The sequence below is a fragment of the Martinezella multihospitum genome (assembly GCF_900094585.1).
In the GTDB taxonomy this organism is placed as follows: Bacteria; Pseudomonadota; Alphaproteobacteria; order Rhizobiales; family Rhizobiaceae; genus Rhizobium; species Rhizobium multihospitium.
Map to the genome: position 1 here is coordinate 1 of NZ_FMAG01000002.1, position 17,424 is coordinate 17,424.

Sequence of the window (17,424 nt, forward strand, 5' to 3'; positions counted from 1 at the left end):
GGGGAGAGCGACTGTCTTATCAGTCAAGCGTTTTGCCATGGCTTATTGTCTCGAATGATGGCGTTGAGGATGGTGATCAGTTTTCGCATGGTTGCGACGATGGCGACGATTTTGGGCTTGCCTTGGGCGACGAGACGGTCGCGGAAGGCCTTGAGGCTTGGGTTATGGCGGCTGGCGACGAGGGCGGCCATGAAGAGGACGGCGCGCACCTTGCCCCTGCCGCCACTGATGAAGCTCTTGCCCTTCCATTTTCCCGATTGCCGCGTCCAGGGGGCAAGGCCTGCCAGTGATGCTATCTGGCGTCGGTCGAGACTGCCGAGTTCGGGCAGTTCGGCCAACAGCGTGCGGGCCGTCGTCGGCCCGACGCCCGGCACCGAGGTCAGCAGTTCCTCCCGCACCCGCCAGACCGGCGACTTGCGGATATGGTCGTCGAGATCGGCATTGAGACTTTCCAGCTCGCGACGCAAGGCCGTCAGCAATCGCTTGATGCTTTTCTGCGCCTGCTTTGCCAGCGCCATGCGCAACCGGTTCTCCTCGGCCACGATCATCTGCACAATCTGCCGCCTACGGGCCACGAGTTCGCAAAGAGCTTGCGTCTCGGCGTCGCGCAACGGCCGGATCTCAGGCTTCGTCGCCAGGACGAAGGCGGCGATGACGGCGGCATCGATCGGATCGGTCTTGGCCCTGCGGCCAATGGCATTGGCATAGGCACGCACTTGCGCCGGATTGACGACGAGGACCGTCAACCCCGCTGATGACAGCTCGGCCACCGCCAGGGTCTCGAAGCCGCCCGTCGCCTCAAGTGCGATCGCATCAGCGCCGATGGTCTTCAGCCGACCAATCAATTCATCGATGCCGGCATGATCATTGCCGATAGCGAAGGCTTCACCCTGCGGTACGACCGCCACGTCGAGCCGGTTCTTCGAAACATCGATACCAACGATCGTCTCCATCTGATCCCATCCTTGCCTAAGCGGGCTTTGCCTTCGCAAGCGGCCCCGGCGACTGTTCGGGTTCAATGGAATGGCGGACGGAGACCCAAGCTCTCCCACGGGCTTGCTGTCCCAAAGGAGCGGCGGTCTTCCATCCCCAACCGCAACCGGCACTACAGCGCCAATAGCGGATAAACGGAAGTTACAAGGGGACTACCTCTCGCTCTCGTCCGGATAATTGGTTGGTAGGGAGGCTGCAGGTGCGCCCATCCCCTTCTCCCCGCTGGCGGGGAGAAGGTGGCCGAAGGCCGGATGAGGGGCTTTTAAGAGCGGCTCGCTACCCCTTCGGATAAATCACACCCTTGCGCAGGATGATGTTTCCATAGAGCCGGGGCTCGCTGGTCTGGATGAGCGCATGCGCACGCTGCACCCGCTCATAAAATTCCGCCGGCAGTAGCGGCACGACCTTGATCTCGGGCACATGCCGGGCGCAGCACTCGATCATCTCCGCATGAACGGGGTCAACTGCATCGCGGTCCTGCTTGACGGTCGCCCGGAAAATCGCCTGGGGCACGAAATCGTCGATCGGCAGCACGCTCAGCACGGCATCGAGCACGGGAATGACGCCGTGACCATCGAGGCGGATGAGACGGCGTCCATGTTCGAGACCGGGATAATTGCCGTCGACGAGGGCGATCTCGTCGCCGTGGCCCATAGCGCGTAGCGTCGCCAGAAGTTCCGGGCTCAACAGCGGGTCAATGCCCTTCAGCATGCTCAATCTCCTTGAAAAGAACGTTTTGGTCGATGAGGTAGCGCGCGAAGATCGGCAGGCTGGCGCCGCCGATGGCGCGGGCCTGCGGCCCCACGGCGCCCTCGATGATATCGGGCATGACGACGCCCTGAAGATCGAGTTCCGCAGCTGCCTTGATGGTTGCGCGCACCACGCGTTCCCGCACCCAGTCGGGGAAGCCGCCATCGATGACGGCGGCACTGAAATCGAGTACCGAGGCGGAGGCGACGATCGCCTGTGCCAATGCCTTGGCCGTATCCTGTATCCAGACCTCCAGCGGCTCGCCGAAATCGATCCAATTATCCGCCGAATACCAGAGGGGGCGTGGATCGAAACCATGATCCCGCAATAGGTTTTCCAGCACGAAGATCGAGGCGATCTCCAGCAGCTGCCGGTTCTCGCCGTTGCGGCCGCGCACGGGCAGGGGGCCGAGCGCGCCGGCCGTCCCGGTCCGGCCAACAAAGACGGATGAATTCAGGACGATGCCGCCGCCGATGAAGGAGCCGATGAAGAAATAGACGAAATCCGGATAATGCGGGCCGACACCGAAGACCAGCTCGGCACCGCAGGCGCTGGTGGCGTCATTCTGCAGGAAGACAGGATAAGCGACGCGCGAGGCGATTTCGGTTCTCAGATCGAAGCCGCGCCAGGCATCCATCGCGCCGGGTGGGGCACCCACCTGCTCGGCCCAGTTCCAGAGCTCGAAAGGTGCTGCGACGCCCATTCCGGCAATCTTGCGGCGCTGGTCCTCATTGAGACGTCCTTCCAATTCCTTGATGCCGGCCGTGACGAAGGCGATGATGTCTTGGGGCAGGGGATAGGGGTATGTCTGATGGAGTTGCATCCTGATGCCGCCGACAAAGTCCATCAGCACGAGGTCGGCGCTGCGCCGGCCGATCTTGACGCCGAAGGAGAGCACCGCATCCGGATTGAGCCGCATGGGAATGGATGGCTGGCCGACACGGCCACGCACCGGCGCATCGCGCGATAGCAGCCCATCCTTCTCCAGCGCCCGCATGATGACGGAGACTGTCTGCGCCGAAAGCCCGCTGCGTCGAGCGATATCGGCCTTCGACAAGGCGTCGTGGCGGCGCACGAGCGATAGCACGAGCCGTTCGTTATGGGCGCGCACGCCAAGCTGGTTCGCGCCCCCTGAGGGGTCGAGAATCGCTGGCGTTGTGGGTGTGTCCTCCGGGTCGTGCACGAGAGACATGGGCCTGCTCCTTCCATCATGGCCATGCCTGATTTTTTTCCAGAATGCCACATCGAATTAATAATTCAATCCGATTTATTTATTGACAGCTGGAAATCTTTAGGCTCAGATATGGGGGTAGGAGATGCGCATATGGCCGTGGAGGAGGTCCGCTGGAAATAATCCGACAGGCATGGCGCGTCTTCAAGCCGGGTTCAGGCCCGGGGCTGCCGGAAGGTCCGGCTTTTCAAACATCGGGAGGATTGAATGAAGAAATCTGTTATTTCCGCAGCAGTCGCCGCTCTGGCGATCGGCGTTGCATTTGCAGCACCTGCCAAGGCTGCCGGCGTTTCCGCCTGCCTCATCACCAAGACCGATACGAATCCCTTCTTCGTCAAGATGAAGGAAGGCGCGACCGCCAAGGCCAAGGAACTCGGCGTGACGCTGAAGTCCTATGCCGGCAAGATCGATGGCGACAGTGAAAGTCAGGTTGCCGCGATCGAGAGCTGCATCGCCGATGGTGCGAAGGGCATCCTGATCACCGCATCCGACACCAAGGGCATCGTTCCCTCGGTCAAGAAGGCACGCGATGCCGGCCTGCTGGTGATTGCGCTGGACACGCCGCTTGAGCCGGCCGATGCCGCCGACGCCACCTTTGCCACGGACAATCTGCTTGCCGGCAAGCTCGTTGGCCAGTGGGCCAAGGAAACGCTGGGCGACAAGGCCAAGGATGCCAAGATCGGCTTCCTCGATCTGACGCCGTCGCAGCCGTCGGTCGATGTTCTGCGCGACCAGGGCTTCATGATCGGCTTCGGCATCGACCCGAAGGACCCGAACAAGATCGGCGACGAAACCGATCCGCGCATCGTCGGCCATGATGTCACCAACGGTAATGAAGAAGGCGGCCGCAAGGCCATGGAAAACCTTCTGCAGAAGGATTCCAGCATCAACGTCATCCACACGATCAACGAGCCGGCTGCAACCGGCGCCTATCAGGCCCTGAAGGCCGTCGGCCTCGAAAAGCAGGTGTTGATCGTTTCCATCGACGGCGGCTGCCCGGGCGTCAAGTCGGTCAAGGATGGCGTGATCGGCGCAACTGCCCAGCAGTATCCGCTGATGATGGCGGCCCTCGGCGTTGAGGCGATCAAGAAGTTCGCCGATAGCGGCGAGAAGCCGAAGCCGACCGAAGGCAAGACCTTCTTCGACACCGGCGTTTCCCTGGTGACGGACAAGCCGGTTTCCGGCCTGAAGTCCATCGATACCAAGGAAGGCCTCAACAAGTGCTGGGGCTAAGCTCCTCACGAATGTGATATAGTCCCTTCGGGAGCCGCGTCATGCGCCTGCTGGCGCGGCTCTTTGACAGGGAGCAGACAATCGCAACAGTCACGTCGGTCGGGCTCAGATCCTGGCTGGCCCCTAACAGCCGGCGGTTTCCGCGCATGTGCGCGGTGGCGGAGGAATAATTATGTCCGGAGCACAGGAATTCGAACGTGTTCTCGACGGTAGCGACAAGAACGTCGCTTCGTTCGAGCGCAACGATGTCTCTCTTTTGAAGCGGGTGCAGCATTTTCTGCATTCGACGCCGGCGGCGGTGCCGCTGATCGTTCTGGTGCTGGCGATCGTGATCTTCGGCATCACCATCGGTGGAAAGTTCTTTTCTGCCTATACGCTGACGCTCATCCTGCAGCAGATCGCCATCGTCGGTATTCTCGGCGCGGCCCAAACACTGGTCATCCTGACTGCCGGTATCGATCTCTCGATCGGCGTCATCATGGTTATCTCCTCGGTCGTCATGGGCAATGTCGCCGTGACATATGGCCTGCCGACGCCCATCGCGGTCGTCGCCGGCATGATCGTGGGCGGCCTCTGCGGGCTGCTCAACGGCTTCCTCGTCGCCAATATGAAGCTGCCGCCGTTCATCGTGACGCTCGGCACGTGGAATATCGTCATGGCGACGAACTTCATCTATTCGGCCAATGAAACCATCCGCGACACCGATGTCGATGAAAAGGCGCCGCTGCTGCATCTGTTCGCCGCGAGCTTCCGTGTCGGCGGTGCCGTGCTGACCCTCGGCGTCATCGCCATGGTGCTCCTCGTCATCGGCCTCTGGTATGTCCTCAATCACACCGCCTGGGGCAGGCATGTCTATGCCGTTGGCGACGATCCGGAGGCGGCGAAACTCGCCGGTATCCAGACCAAGAAGGTTCTTCTCGCAGTCTATGGCGTGTCGGGACTGATCGCAGCGCTTGCCGCCTGGGTCTCCATCGGCCGCAACGGCTCGGTCTCGCCGTCTTCCGCAGTGACCGATTTCAATCTTCAGGCAATCACCGCAACCGTGATCGGCGGCATCTCGCTCTTCGGCGGCCGCGGCTCGATCCTCGGCACGCTCTTTGGCGCCATGATCGTCGGTGTCGTTTCCATGGGCCTCAACATGCTCGGCGCCGACCCGCAATGGAAGGTGCTTCTGACCGGCGTTCTCATCATCGGCGCCGTCGCGATCGATCAATGGATCAGAAAGGTATCGGCATGACCACGACCGGCGAACCCATCCTTACTGCCCGCGGTCTCGTCAAGCGTTATGGCCGCGTGACCGCCCTCGACAATGCCGATTTCGATCTCTATCCCGGCGAGATTCTTGCCGTGATCGGTGACAACGGCGCCGGCAAGTCCTCGCTGATCAAGGCGATCTCCGGCGCGGTCACCCCCGACGAGGGCGAGATCAAGCTGGAAGGCAAGACCGTTCACTTCCGCTCGCCCATGGAGGCGCGGGAGGCCGGCATCGAAACGGTCTACCAGAACCTGGCCCTGTCGCCGGCGCTCTCGATCGCCGACAACATGTTCCTCGGCCGCGAAGTGCGCAGGCCGGGCATTCTCGGCTCCGTGTTCCGGATGCTCGACCGCCCGGCCATGGAAAAGCGCGCTCGCGACAAGCTCTCGGAACTCGGCTTGATGACGATCCAGAACATCAATCAGGCGGTGGAAACTCTCTCTGGCGGCCAGCGCCAGGGTGTCGCCGTCGCCCGCGCTGCCGCCTTCGGCTCCAAGGTCGTCATCATGGACGAACCGACGGCAGCCCTTGGCGTCAAGGAAAGCCGCAAGGTCCTTGAACTCATCCTCGATGTGCGTGCGCGCGGCTTGCCGATCGTCTTGATCTCGCACAATATGCCGCACGTCTTCGAGGTTGCGGATCGCATTCACATCCATCGCCTTGGACGACGCCTGACCGTCATCAATCCCAAGGATTATTCCATGTCCGATGCTGTTGCCTTCATGACCGGTGCCAAGGCTCCGCCGGTCGAGAATGTTGCTGCATGAGCGTCTCTCTTGATGATGTTGCCGGCGAGATCATCGCACGCGCCGGCAATATGAAACGTTTCCTGGTCGCGATTGCCGGCCCTCCCGGCGCCGGCAAGTCGACACTAGCCGACAATGTTGCCAAGGCGTTGAAGGTGAGGGGCGAAAGCGCCGAAGTCCTGCCGATGGACGGCTTCCATATGGACAATGCCGTGCTGATCGAGAAGGGACTTTTGAAGCGGAAGGGCGTGCCGGACAGTTTCGACGTGCGCGCCTTCCTCGATATCGTCAAGGCCGTGCGCGCTGCCGATCAGGAGGTTCTCGTGCCGGTCTTCGACCGTTCGCGAGAGATTGCGATCGCCTCTGCCCGCATCGTCTCGGCCGATCATCGCTTCATCGTCATCGAGGGCAATTATCTGCTGTTCAGCCAGGGAAAGTGGGCGGAGCTGGAAGGCATGTTCGATTATTCGATTATGCTCGCCCCGCCGATGGACGTGCTGGAAGAGCGGCTGTGGGCGCGCTGGCGGGGCTACGATCTTGATGAAGAGGCGGCCGGCGCCAAGGTTTATGGCAACGATCTGCCGAACGGCCGTCTGATTCTGGAGAACCGCCGCCAAGCTGATGTCACCATCGACATCGTGCAGGATTGACCTTGCCTCTCATTTAACCGCCGTCGCGGATTGTTTTGCGGGGGCGTATGGTGCTATCGAAGCGCGATATCAAAGAGTGCGATCCCGAAGAGGCCGACGGTTTCCAGACAGGATCGTGCTCGCATTGCCAGAGGTCGCGCCCATGCAAAAGCTCACCATCCGCCGTCCTGACGACTGGCATCTGCATTTGCGTGACGGAGCCATGCTGGAGGGCGTGATTGCCGATACCTCCAGGCATTTTGCCCGCGCCATCATCATGCCCAATCTCGTGCCGCCGGTCGTGACCACAGCGGATGCGACCGCCTATCGCGAGCGCATCTTGAAAGCGCTGCCGGCGGGCGATCGGTTCGAACCGCTGATGACGCTCTATCTTACCGAACACACCAGCCCCGACGATGTGGAAGAGGGCAAGAAGAGCGGCCTCATATCAGCCGTCAAGCTTTATCCGGCCGGTGCGACGACCAATTCGCACGGCGGCGTGCGTGATCTGAACAAGGCAATGCCGGTGCTGGAGCGCATGGCGAAGATCGGCCTGCCACTCTGCGTCCATGGCGAGGTGACGACGCCGGAGGTGGATATTTTCGATCGCGAGGCCGTGTTCATCGAGACGGTGCTCGATCCGTTGCGCCAGCGCCTGCCGGAACTGAAGGTCACCATGGAGCACGTGACCACGTCGGATGGCGTCAACTACATCAAATCGGCAAGGGCAAATCTCGCCGGCTCCATCACGACGCATCACCTGATCATCAATCGCAATGCCATCCTCGTCGGCGGCATCCGCCCGCATTATTACTGCCTGCCGGTCGCCAAACGTGAAAGCCATCGTCTGGCGCTGCGTGCGGCGGCAACGAGCGGAGACGCCAGGTTCTTCCTCGGCACGGATTCGGCGCCGCATGTCGATCCGCTGAAGGAATGCGCCTGCGGCTGCGCCGGCATTTACACGTCGATCAACACCATGAGCTGCCTTGCGCATGTCTTCGAGCAGGAAGGCGCGCTGGACAGGCTCGAAGCCTTTGCTTCGCTGAACGGTCCGGCCTGGTATGGCCTGCCTGTCAACGAGGATAGCATCACGCTCGTACGACGGCCCGAGGTTCTTACCTTCCCGGCCAGGATCGAAACTGGCGCCGGTCCGGTCACCGTCTTCGACCCGATGTTCCCTTTGCACTGGGACGTCGAGATTTAATTTAAGATAAATCTACATAAGCAAATATAAATACATTAGGGATGTATTGCGACACTCCATTGGTGTATGCCGCAATTTGGAACGTATATTTTGTTGAAATACATTTTCTTTATTATTTGCCGTAACTAATTTGATACCCCTAGCGGCCTAGCGTGGCAGCAATCCCCTGCGGTAGAAACCAAACCGTTGAAAGAGCATGATGCTGGTCGATTACAACTCGCTTCTTTTGGCCCTCGGCGTTTCCGCGTCATGCCTTGCGGTCACCTTGGTCGGAAGCTGGTTTTCGCGCCGGCCCGATACTTTTCTCCTGACCTGTTCGGCCGGTCTGGTGCCGCTCGTCGGCGGTATCTTCATCTACGGTTCCTATGTCGATACGCCGCGCCCGTTTTTCGCGATTCTGACCTTCGTGCTGTTCTTTATCGGCTTCGCGGCGATCTGGGCGGCGGGCTATCAGTTCCGCAAGCGCCGTTTTTCCAAAATCCGCTTCGTCCTCGGTTGCCTGATGGGTGTGACCGCATCGGTCGGGCCGATGCTGGCCGGTTATGACGGGTTGGCCTTCATCGGTGACAATCTTGTCATCTGCATTCTTCTGCTTCTGACGGCGCGCGAATATTGGCTGAGCCGGCGCGAGGCGCCGACGCCGCTCTATGGCATTACCGCGCTTTACACTCTGACGGCGATTTCCTTCGCGCTGTGCGCGGCCGTGTTGATCGCCGATGGCAAGCTGGTGCTCGGTCACGCGCCCAACAATTGGGCGGAGGATTTGAGCCTTGCGATCTGCATTGCCGGAATGACCGGGATCGGTGCGCTGTCGCTGGCCCTGCATCAGTGGCGTCAGGCCGCCTTTCACCGTCAAGAGGCGATCACCGACTCCTTGACCGGGTTGCTCAATCGCCGCGCGCTGTTCGATCTCTACGGCCGCCGGTCCTTCGGTCCCTCGATGGCCGTCATCATCTTCGACATAGATCGCTTCAAGACGATCAACGATCAGCATGGCCACGCCGCCGGCGATCTCGTACTCAAGCTTTTCGGCGAGGAACTTTCCTTCGGCTTGCGTTCTTCCGACACGGTGGCGCGTCTTGGCGGCGAGGAATTTGCGCTCGTTCTCGACAATGCCCTGCCGGGTCGTGCGGAGCAGGTGGCCGAGCGGGTGCGCGATGCCTTTGCGGCACGAGTGGTCAATATCGAAGATAAATCTTTCGCCTGCACCGTCAGCGCGGGCGTCGCGACCGGCACAGCCAAAGGGCTCGGCTTTGACGATGTGCTTCGCGCCGCCGACAAGGCACTTTATGAGGCAAAGCGAAACGGCCGCAACCGTGTGGAGGTTGCGGCCTATCTGCGGGCGGTCTAGCCGGTCGTTTTCGGCTGGTTGCCCATCATCTCCAGGCTTTCAGAACAGAGCCTTCACGAAAGCGCATGCGGCGAGCAGCGAGGCGACCGTGCGCACATGATTCCACCGCGTCCAGTCGACGAGATAGGTCGACCAAAGCTGTGCCGACTCGGCCGAATGACCGTCGACCTTATCGAGCGCATCGTTCAGGGGCACATTGAACACCATCGTCGAAAGCAGGCTGGCGACGATATAGAGTGCAGCGCCTACCAGCATCATCATGCTGGTGCCTCCCCGCCAGTAAAGAATGGCCATCACGGCGATGAAGACCGACAGCGCTGCCGTCAGCAGGAACAGCATGATGAAGGGCGAGCGCACGATCGTCGTGTTGATCGATTGCATGGCGGCGATCCCCTGATCGACGGGGAGGCGGGCGAAGGCCTGCATGATGAAAGTCGAGAAAGCGAAATAGACGCCGGCGAGAAGCCCGCCGCTGAGCGCCGCGACGACGAGAGCGATATTCGTGATCGGGAAGGTCATGATTGGACACTCCAGATGCCGGTTGCGGCGGTTTCACGGGCATAGTCGGAAAAGTCTTTCGGTTGCCTGCCGAGGATCTGGCTGATGCCATCCATGACAGGCGAGTTGCGGCCGTCGAGAACCTGCGTGAAAAGCTCATGCAGAAGATCGGTCGTCTCTCGCGGCAGGCCGTAAGCCGTCATCTCGGCGATGAAGGCGCCGATCGGAACCGTTTCGTATTTGATGGTCCTGTTCGAAGCCGTCGCGATTTCGGAAACCGCCTGGCGGAAGGTCAACGCGCGGGGTCCCGTCAGTTCGTAGGTTTGGTTGCGATGACGCGGATCGATAAGGCATTCGACGGCCGCATTCGCGATGTCGTCTGCGTCGATGAAAGGCTCAGGGACATCGCCGGCTGGCAGAGCGAGCTTGCCCTGCAAAAGGCCGTCCACGAAGGCGCCCTCGCTGAAATTCTGGTTGAACCAGCTGGCGCGCAGCACCGTGTAGCCGATGCCGGTAGCCTTGAGTTTCTCCTCGCTGCGAACGGCTCCGTCTTCACCACGTCCGGAAAGCAGCACGATGTGCTCCACGCCCGCCTCGATAGCGGCTTTCGCCAGGGCACCGATGGCCTCCGCCGCCCAATCGACCGAAAGGTCCGGCTGGAACGTGACATAAGCGGCGGAAGTGCCTTCCAGCGCTTGATGCCAGGTGCTGCGCTCCTGCCAATCGAAGCGCGGTGTCGTTGAGCGGGAGGCTGCGCGAGCCGCGATGCCGCGCTCCTTCAGCCGCTCGGCGACCCGGCCGCCGGTCTTTCCCAATCCACCGATGATGGCAACAGGTGAGATCTGCATTTCAAACTCCTCCGGTGCAAAATGTGATAAATTCTCTCATTTGCGAAATGTGATAAACTCTCTTATATTGCTTGTCAACAGTCACGGGCACGGAATGACATGACGCAGGAACAGATCGCGAGACGCAGGCGCAGCAAGGACGAGGCGGGCACACCGCGACGAATACCCAGCCAGCAGCGTGGCCGCGAACGCGTCGATCTGATCCTGTCGGTGGCATCCGAGCTGATTGCCAAAAACGGCAGCGACGCGCTGCGCATGGGCGAGATCGTCGAAAAGGCCGGCGTCTCCTTCGGCTCGCTCTATCAATATTTCCCCGACAAGACGGCGATCATCCGCGTGCTGGCGGAACGCTTCAACGAGCAGGGCCGGCAATGCGTCGAGGATGAGCTGGTGGCAATTAGAGGCCACGACCAGCTTCAGGCAGGGCTTGGCCGCATCGTCGACGGCTACTACGCCATGTTTCTCGATGAGCCCGTCATGCGCGACATCTGGCACGCCACCCATGCCGACAAGCTGCTGCAGCAGGTCGACGCCGAGGACATGGAATGGCATTCCCAAGCATTTCTGACGGTTCTCGAGCGCCTGTGGCCGGAACGCGACCAGGCTGAGCTGGCTAGAACGGCCCGATTGACCATGCAGCTCGTCGCCGCCGCCGTCCGCTACGCGATTTCGATCGAAAGGGAGGAGGGGGACAAGGTGATCGCGCTGTTCAAAACCATGCTCCCGGCGGATCTCGGGCTCGCTCGCTAGATCGTTCGAAGCCGCCTTTGTTCGCGGCAGCTGCGGCGATACCTGCAAAAGCTCTCATACGTCTGGAAACTGAGCCCGCTTGCTGCTATTGCCGCTGGAACATTAGCGCTGCGAAGGAGGCCCCCGCATGACCCAGATGATATTCACCGATCGCACTGTCATGGCTGAGCTGATGGCGAGGATGCTTTGGGAGATCAAGGCGGTCCACTTCAATGCCGACAAGCCCTATAAATTCGCTTCTGGCATGGCGAGCCCGGTCTATATCGATTGCCGCAAGCTGATCTCCTATCCGCGCATCCGCTCGACGATCATGGATTTCGCCGCCAGCATCATCGTCCGCAATGTCGGTTTCGAGCAGTTCGATTGCGTTGCCGGCGGCGAGACGGCGGGCATTCCCTTTGCGGCCTTCCTGGCCGAGCGCCTGAACCTGCCGATGATCTATGTGCGCAAGCAGCCGAAGGGACACGGCCGCAACGCGCAGATCGAAGGCGATATGAAGGACGGCGCCCGCGTGCTCGTCATCGAGGATCTGACGACGGCCGGCGGCAGCATGTTCACCTTCATCGACGCGATCCGCGCGGCCGGCGGCATCGTCGATCATGGCATGGCGCTGTTCTACTACGGCATCTTCCCCGAGGCGGTCGAACGCTTCGCCAACCGCAAGGTCAGCCTGCAATACATCACGACCTGGCGCGAAGTGCTCGCCGTCGCCAAGGAGCAGAAGCTGTTCGACGACAAGACGCTTGAGGAAGTCGAGGCCTTTCTCAATGCACCGCTCGCCTGGTCCGGCTGGAATGGCGGTATTTCGGAGCTGCCCACAAACTGACGCTTTGCTTTTGCATTGAATCTATCTAATCGATTTATGTAACTGGATAAGACAGACGCGCTCTTTGGGAGGCCGGAATGATATTGTGCTGTGGCGAAGCTTTGATCGACATGCTGCCGCGGGATACGACGCTGGGCGAAAAGGGCTTTGCCCCCTATGCCGGCGGCGCGATCTTCAACACCGCGATCGCGCTTGGTCGTCTCGGCGTTCCCGCCGGCTTCTTCACCGGCATCGCCGATGACATGATGGGCGAGATCCTGCGCGAAACTCTGGCTGCCTCCAAGGTCGATTACAGCTATTGCGCCATCACGCCGCGCCCAAGCACGATTGCTTTCGTCAAGCTCGTCAACGGCCAGGCGACCTATGCCTTCTATGATGAAGGTACGGCTGGCCGCATGATCACCGAGGCCGATCTCCCGACGCTCGGCGACGATTGCGAAGCGCTCCATTTCGGCGCGATCAGCCTGATCCCCGATCCCTGCGGAGCGACCTATGAGGCGCTGATGAAGCGCGAGCACCAGAGCCGCGTCATCTCGCTCGATCCGAACATCCGTCCAGGCTTCATCAAGGACAAGGCGTCTCACATGGCGCGCCTCAACCGCATGGTCGCCATGTCCGACATTCTGAAATTCTCCGATGAGGATCTGGAATGGTTCGGCATATCAGGCAATCACGATGAACTGGCCGCCCATTGGCTCGGCCAGGGCGCAAAGCTCGTCGTCATCACCAAGGGTGCGGAAGGGGCAACCGGCTATACCAAGTCGCTGAAGGTCTCCGTGCCGAGCGAACGCGTCACCGTCGTCGATACGGTCGGTGCCGGCGATACCTTCGATGCCGGCATCCTCGCGTCGCTGAAGATGAACAATCTGCTGACCAAGGCGCAGGTTGCCTCGCTCAATGAGAAGGCGCTGCAGGATGCGCTCGCTCTTGGCGCCAAGGCTGCCGCCGTCACGGTCTCCCGCGCCGGCGCCAATCCGCCTTGGGCGCATGAGATAGGGCTTTAGTCGTTCGTTGATCTTACAGGGTGAGGAGAGGCTGCACCCCCCTCTGTCACTGTCGTGACATCTCCCCCACAAGGGGGGAGATTGGTCGCGCGCAGGCACGCTTTACCTCAAGGAAGCATCGAATCCGCTGAAATTGCCGTTTATTGTTTTACGAGGGACGAGCGGCAAGCTCCCAGTGATCTCCCCCCTTGTGGGGGAGATGTCACGACAGTGACAGAGGGGGGTATTCTCACCACATATTCGGACAGTGCGGTCGTTCCGCAAACCCTCCCCTTGAGGGGGAGGGTCGGCACGCAGTGCCGGGGTGATCCTTCAGTCGTTCCGATGCGGAGAGCCTAGTCACCCCCACCCGCCGCTTTGCGGCGACCTCCCCCCTCAAGGGGGAGGTGAATAGACGCTTTACTCTGCCCGACTTGCCAGCGCAGCCACGAGCCCTTGCGTCGAGGAATCGTGGCCGGCAGCGCTTTCCTTGCCTTCGATGACCGGAAGCAGACCGGTTGCCAGCTCCTTGCCGAGCTCGACGCCCCACTGGTCGAAGGAGTTGATGCGGAAGAGCACGCCTTCGACGAAGACGCGGTGTTCGTAGAGCGCGATCAGGCGCCCCAGAGCAAAGGGCGTCAGCTTGTCGTAGACGAAGGTGATCGACGGGCGGTTGCCGGTGAAGACGCGGTGCGGCGCAATGAAATCGGCCTTCTTGTCGTCCATGCCCTTGGAGGTCAGCTGAGCCTTGGCTTCCTCGAAGGTGCGGCCCTTCATCAGCGCTTCCGACTGCGCCAGGCAATTGGCCATCAGCAGGTCGTGCTGATGGCGCAGCTCCGGCTCAAAACCGTTGGCGGCGATCATGAATTCGGCCGGGATGATGCTCGTGCCCTGGTGGATGAGCTGGTAGAAGGCGTGCTGGCCGTTGGTGCCGGGCTCGCCCCAGACGACCGGGCCGGAATTGCCTTCGACCGGCGTGCCGTCGATCGTCACGCCCTTGCCGTTCGATTCCATGTCGAGCTGCTGCAGATAGGCCGGGAAGCGCGACAGGCGCTGGTCGTAGGGCAGGATAGCGCGGGTCGGGTAGCCGAGCACGTTGCGGTGATAGAAGCCGATGAGCCCAAGCAGCATCGGCAGGTTTTCCTTGAACGGCGCCTGGCGGAAATGGTTGTCCATCGCATGCGCGCCGTCGAGGAACTTGCCGAAATTTTCCGGGCCGATCGCGATCATCAGCGGCAGGCCGATCGCCGACCAGATCGAGTAGCGGCCGCCGACCCAATCCCAGAAGCCGAAGACGCGTTCGCTGTCGATGCCGAAGGCGGCCACCTTGTCGAGCGCCGTCGAAACGGCGGCGAAGTGATGCTGCACGGCGGCTTCGCCGAGCGCATCGGCGATGAACTTGCGCGCCGTCTGGGCGTTGGTCATCGTTTCGATGGTCGTAAAGGTCTTCGACGCGACGATGAAGAGCGTCGTCTCCGGCTTCACGAGCTTCAAAATGTCGGCGATATGGGCGCCGTCGATGTTGGAGATGAAGTGCGAGCGCGGGCCGTCATGGAAGGGGGCGAGCGCCAGCGTCGCCATGACCGGGCCGAGATCGGAGCCGCCGATGCCGATGTTGATGACGTCGGTGATCGCCTTGCCGGTGGAGCCCTTCAGCGCGCCGGAGCGGATGCCGTCGGCAAACTTGCCCATGGCGGCAAGAACCGCATTGACGTCAGGCATGACATCCTTGCCGTCGACGAGCACCGGCTTGTTCGAGCGGTTGCGGAGCGCGGTGTGCAGGACGGCGCGGTTTTCAGTGAAGTTGATGGCAACGCCGGAGAACATTTCCTCGCGCTTGGCGGCAACGCCGCCTTCGGCTGCGAGCTTCTCAAGGAGGGCGAGGATGTCGTCGTTCACTGCCGTCTTGGAGTAATCCATCAGCAGGTCGTCGAACGAGGCGCTGAAGCGGGAAAAGCGCTTGGGATCGGCGGCGAAGGCGGCACGAATATCGGTGGCCTTCGTTGCAGAGGCGGTGCTCTTCAGTTGATCGACGAGGGCGTTCATGGGAGGCTCCTTGCGGTTCGCGCTTTCGGCCTTCAAACCGGGCCAAGCGCTTTGAGTTTGGTCGCGAAAACTATTCCCTATGTAGGGCGTAAATCAAGTTCACGTATCGTCCAAAACGAAAAAAGCCGCTCGTGAAAAAGCACGAGCGGCTTCCTGAATGACATGGAATTATGTCAGCCGCGCAACTCCTTGCGCAGGATCTTGCCGACATTCGATTTCGGCAGTTCGGTGCGGAATTCGATGAAGCGCGGGCGCTTATAGTTGGTGAGATTAGCCGCGCAATGAGCCTTGACGTCGGCCTCGGTCAGAGCCGGGTCCTTTTTGACGATGAAGAGCTTCACCGCCTCGCCGGAATGCGGGTCGGGCACGCCGATTGCCGCTGCCTCCAGCACGCCCGGATGCATGACGGCGACTTCCTCGATCTCGTTCGGATAGACGTTGAAGCCCGAGACCAGGATCATATCCTTCTTGCGGTCGACGATCTTGGTATAGCCGCGCTCGTCCATGAAGCCCATGTCGCCGCTGCGGAAGAAGCCGTCTGCAGTCATGACGCGAGCGGTTTCGGCCGGCTGCTTCCAGTAGCCTGCCATCACCTGCGGCCCGCGGATGCAGATTTCGCCCACTTCGCCGAGCGGCAGCGAATTGCCATTCTCGTCGCGAATGTCGAAATCTGTGCCCGTGATCGGCAGGCCGATCGTGCCGGTGAATTCCGGGCTGTCGAAACGATTGGCGCTTGCGACCGGAGACGTCTCCGAGAGGCCGTAGCCTTCGGTGATCCAGGCGCCCGTCATCTTTTGCCAGCGCTCGGCGACCGGCCGCTGCACCGCCATGCCGCCCGCAAGCGTTCCGGTGTTGGAGAGATCGAGCTTGGTGAATTCGGGATTGTTCATCAGCGCATTGAACAGCGTGTTCAGGCCGGGGAACATGTCGAACTTGTACTTGCCCAGCTCCTTGATGAAGGCCGGAATGTCGCGCGGGTTGGCGATCAGCACGTTATGACCACCGAGCGACATGCCCATCAGCGAATTCACCGTCAGCGCAAAGATGTGATAGAGCGGCAGCGCGCAGACGAAGGTCAGCTGCTCGGGACGCGGCTTGTTGATATAGGCGGATTGCAGCCAGAGCAGCAATTGCAGCTGGTTGGCGAGAAGATTGGCATGGGTGAGGATCGCACCCTTGGCAACGCCGGTCGTGCCTCCGGTATATTGCAGGAAGGCAATGTCGCTGCCGGTCAGTTCCGACAGCTTCAAGGGCAGACGCGAGCCCTCGGCGATCACGCTCTTGAAGCTGCGATGGCCGGGAATGGACCATGCCGGAACGAGCTTCTTCACCTTGCGGACGATAAAGTTGACAATGTGGCCCTTGACGCCGAGCATATCACCAAGTGCCGTGACGACGACATGGCGCACATCCGTATGCGCCAGCACCTGCTCGACGGTATGGGCGAAGTTTTCGAGAACGAAGATCGCCTTGGCGCCGCAATCGCGCAGCTGATGCTCGAGTTCGCGCGGTGTGTAGAGCGGGTTGACGTTGACGACGACCAAGCCGGCGCGAAGGATGCCGTAAACCGCGATCGGGTTCTGCAGCACGTTCGGCATCATCACGGCAACGCGATCGCCCTTCTGAAGACCGAGGCTCTGCAACCAGGCGGCAATCTTGCGCGTCTGCAGGCCGAGGTCGCGATAAGTGATGGATTTGCCCATGCTGGTGAAGGCGGGTCTGTCGGCATAGCGCGCGCAGCTTTCCTCCAGCAGTTCGGCGAGCGATGCATGCTCCAGCGGCGGCAGCTCCGCCGGCACGATATCCGGATAGGAGGCAAGCCATATCTTCTTGACTTGCGGTCTATCCGAGGGAGCGGAGACTGAATTCATGCGCACGTCCTCCTTTACGCATCATCACCACGCCCCGCCGTCTTGAGCGGCGGCCATGTAGAGTGTCATTGCGCGATCAAAAAGTCTCCCGCTTTTCACATCGCCGCAGTCTTTGCTCTCAACTAAATCATTGGAGCGCAACCGAAGCTACAATAACCTTGACGTAAACGTCAATAATCGTCTTGCGCTCACGTTTTTTTACAATCTTGA

At 60.9% G+C, this 17,424-nt stretch carries 16 protein-coding genes; 9 read left to right on the forward strand and 7 right to left on the reverse strand.

Translation table 11 applies throughout. From position 1 onward, the window contains the following. Window positions 1–23: 23 nt before the first annotated feature. The 3 genes from GA0061103_RS06830 to GA0061103_RS06840 form a co-directional block, all read right to left on the reverse strand. On the reverse strand, window positions 24–953 hold the full coding sequence (locus GA0061103_RS06830; protein WP_092708808.1) for an IS110 family RNA-guided transposase: 930 nt from the start codon (window positions 951–953) through the stop codon (window positions 24–26). 316 nt (window positions 954–1,269) lie between these two features. Further along, complete coding sequence (locus GA0061103_RS06835; RefSeq protein ID WP_015338683.1) at window positions 1,270–1,704, reverse strand: RbsD/FucU family protein; 435 nt, start codon at window positions 1,702–1,704, stop codon at window positions 1,270–1,272. Beyond that, window positions 1,688–2,935 carry an ROK family transcriptional regulator gene (locus GA0061103_RS06840; protein ID WP_092708811.1) on the reverse strand — a complete coding sequence of 416 codons (1,248 nt, stop codon included), beginning with the start codon at window positions 2,933–2,935 and terminating at the stop codon, window positions 1,688–1,690. Before GA0061103_RS06840 ends, GA0061103_RS06835 begins: the two co-directional genes overlap by 17 nt. Window positions 2,936–3,181: 246 nt before the next feature. On the opposite strand from GA0061103_RS06840, the gene GA0061103_RS06845 reads away from it, so the two are divergent. The 6 genes from GA0061103_RS06845 to GA0061103_RS06870 all read left to right on the forward strand — a co-directional run bounded on the left by GA0061103_RS06845 (window position 3,182) and on the right by GA0061103_RS06870 (window position 9,392). Continuing rightward, window positions 3,182–4,207 carry a sugar ABC transporter substrate-binding protein gene (locus tag GA0061103_RS06845; RefSeq protein ID WP_092708813.1) on the forward strand — a complete coding sequence of 342 codons (1,026 nt, stop codon included), beginning with the start codon at window positions 3,182–3,184 and terminating at the stop codon, window positions 4,205–4,207. Window positions 4,208–4,379: 172 nt separating this feature from the next. Beyond that, entirely contained in the window at window positions 4,380–5,444 is a 1,065-nt protein-coding gene (locus GA0061103_RS06850) for an ABC transporter permease (protein ID WP_092708816.1), read from the forward strand. Further along, window positions 5,420–6,229 (forward strand): ATP-binding cassette domain-containing protein, encoded by an 810-nt coding sequence (locus tag GA0061103_RS06855; protein ID WP_208603499.1) that lies wholly within the window; start codon window positions 5,420–5,422, stop codon window positions 6,227–6,229. Before GA0061103_RS06850 ends, GA0061103_RS06855 begins: the two co-directional genes overlap by 25 nt. Continuing rightward, window positions 6,226–6,858 (forward strand): nucleoside triphosphate hydrolase, encoded by a 633-nt coding sequence (locus GA0061103_RS06860; protein WP_092708819.1) that lies wholly within the window; start codon window positions 6,226–6,228, stop codon window positions 6,856–6,858. Before GA0061103_RS06855 ends, GA0061103_RS06860 begins: the two co-directional genes overlap by 4 nt. A gap of 142 nt (window positions 6,859–7,000) precedes the next feature. Then, entirely contained in the window at window positions 7,001–8,041 is a 1,041-nt protein-coding gene (pyrC, locus tag GA0061103_RS06865) for a dihydroorotase (protein ID WP_092708822.1), read from the forward strand. Between the two features lie 199 nt (window positions 8,042–8,240). Further along, the gene (locus tag GA0061103_RS06870; RefSeq protein WP_092711118.1) at window positions 8,241–9,392 is read left to right on the forward strand and encodes a GGDEF domain-containing protein; all 1,152 of its coding nucleotides are present in this window, start codon (window positions 8,241–8,243) and stop codon (window positions 9,390–9,392) included. A gap of 39 nt (window positions 9,393–9,431) precedes the next feature. Here the strand turns inward: GA0061103_RS06870 and GA0061103_RS06875 are convergent, their stop codons facing one another. Together GA0061103_RS06875 and GA0061103_RS06880 are read right to left on the reverse strand one after the other, a co-directional pair. After that, entirely contained in the window at window positions 9,432–9,911 is a 480-nt protein-coding gene (locus GA0061103_RS06875; protein WP_092708825.1) for an anthrone oxygenase family protein, read from the reverse strand. After that, the gene (locus GA0061103_RS06880; protein WP_092708828.1) at window positions 9,908–10,738 is read right to left on the reverse strand and encodes an SDR family oxidoreductase; all 831 of its coding nucleotides are present in this window, start codon (window positions 10,736–10,738) and stop codon (window positions 9,908–9,910) included. Before GA0061103_RS06880 ends, GA0061103_RS06875 begins: the two co-directional genes overlap by 4 nt. 99 nt (window positions 10,739–10,837) lie before the next feature. Between GA0061103_RS06880 and GA0061103_RS06885 the strand changes: the two genes are divergently transcribed. From GA0061103_RS06885 to GA0061103_RS06895, 3 genes are all read left to right on the forward strand, one after another. Next, complete coding sequence (locus GA0061103_RS06885; protein ID WP_092708831.1) at window positions 10,838–11,488, forward strand: TetR/AcrR family transcriptional regulator; 651 nt, start codon at window positions 10,838–10,840, stop codon at window positions 11,486–11,488. Window positions 11,489–11,615: 127 nt separating this feature from the next. Further along, window positions 11,616–12,314: an orotate phosphoribosyltransferase gene (locus GA0061103_RS06890; protein WP_092708834.1), complete on the forward strand. Its 699-nt coding sequence runs from the start codon at window positions 11,616–11,618 to the stop codon at window positions 12,312–12,314. Window positions 12,315–12,391: 77 nt separating this feature from the next. Beyond that, window positions 12,392–13,318 (forward strand): carbohydrate kinase family protein, encoded by a 927-nt coding sequence (locus tag GA0061103_RS06895; protein ID WP_092708837.1) that lies wholly within the window; start codon window positions 12,392–12,394, stop codon window positions 13,316–13,318. 399 nt (window positions 13,319–13,717) lie between these two features. On the opposite strand, the gene pgi is transcribed toward GA0061103_RS06895, so the two are convergent. Beyond that, window positions 13,718–15,343, reverse strand: coding sequence for a glucose-6-phosphate isomerase (gene pgi, locus GA0061103_RS06900; RefSeq protein ID WP_092711120.1), 1,626 nt, complete (start codon window positions 15,341–15,343; stop codon window positions 13,718–13,720). Window positions 15,344–15,516: 173 nt separating this feature from the next. After that, window positions 15,517–17,214, reverse strand: a complete 1,698-nt coding sequence (locus GA0061103_RS06905; RefSeq protein WP_092708840.1) for a long-chain fatty acid--CoA ligase — start codon at window positions 17,212–17,214, stop codon at window positions 15,517–15,519. Window positions 17,215–17,424 lie beyond the last annotated feature (210 nt).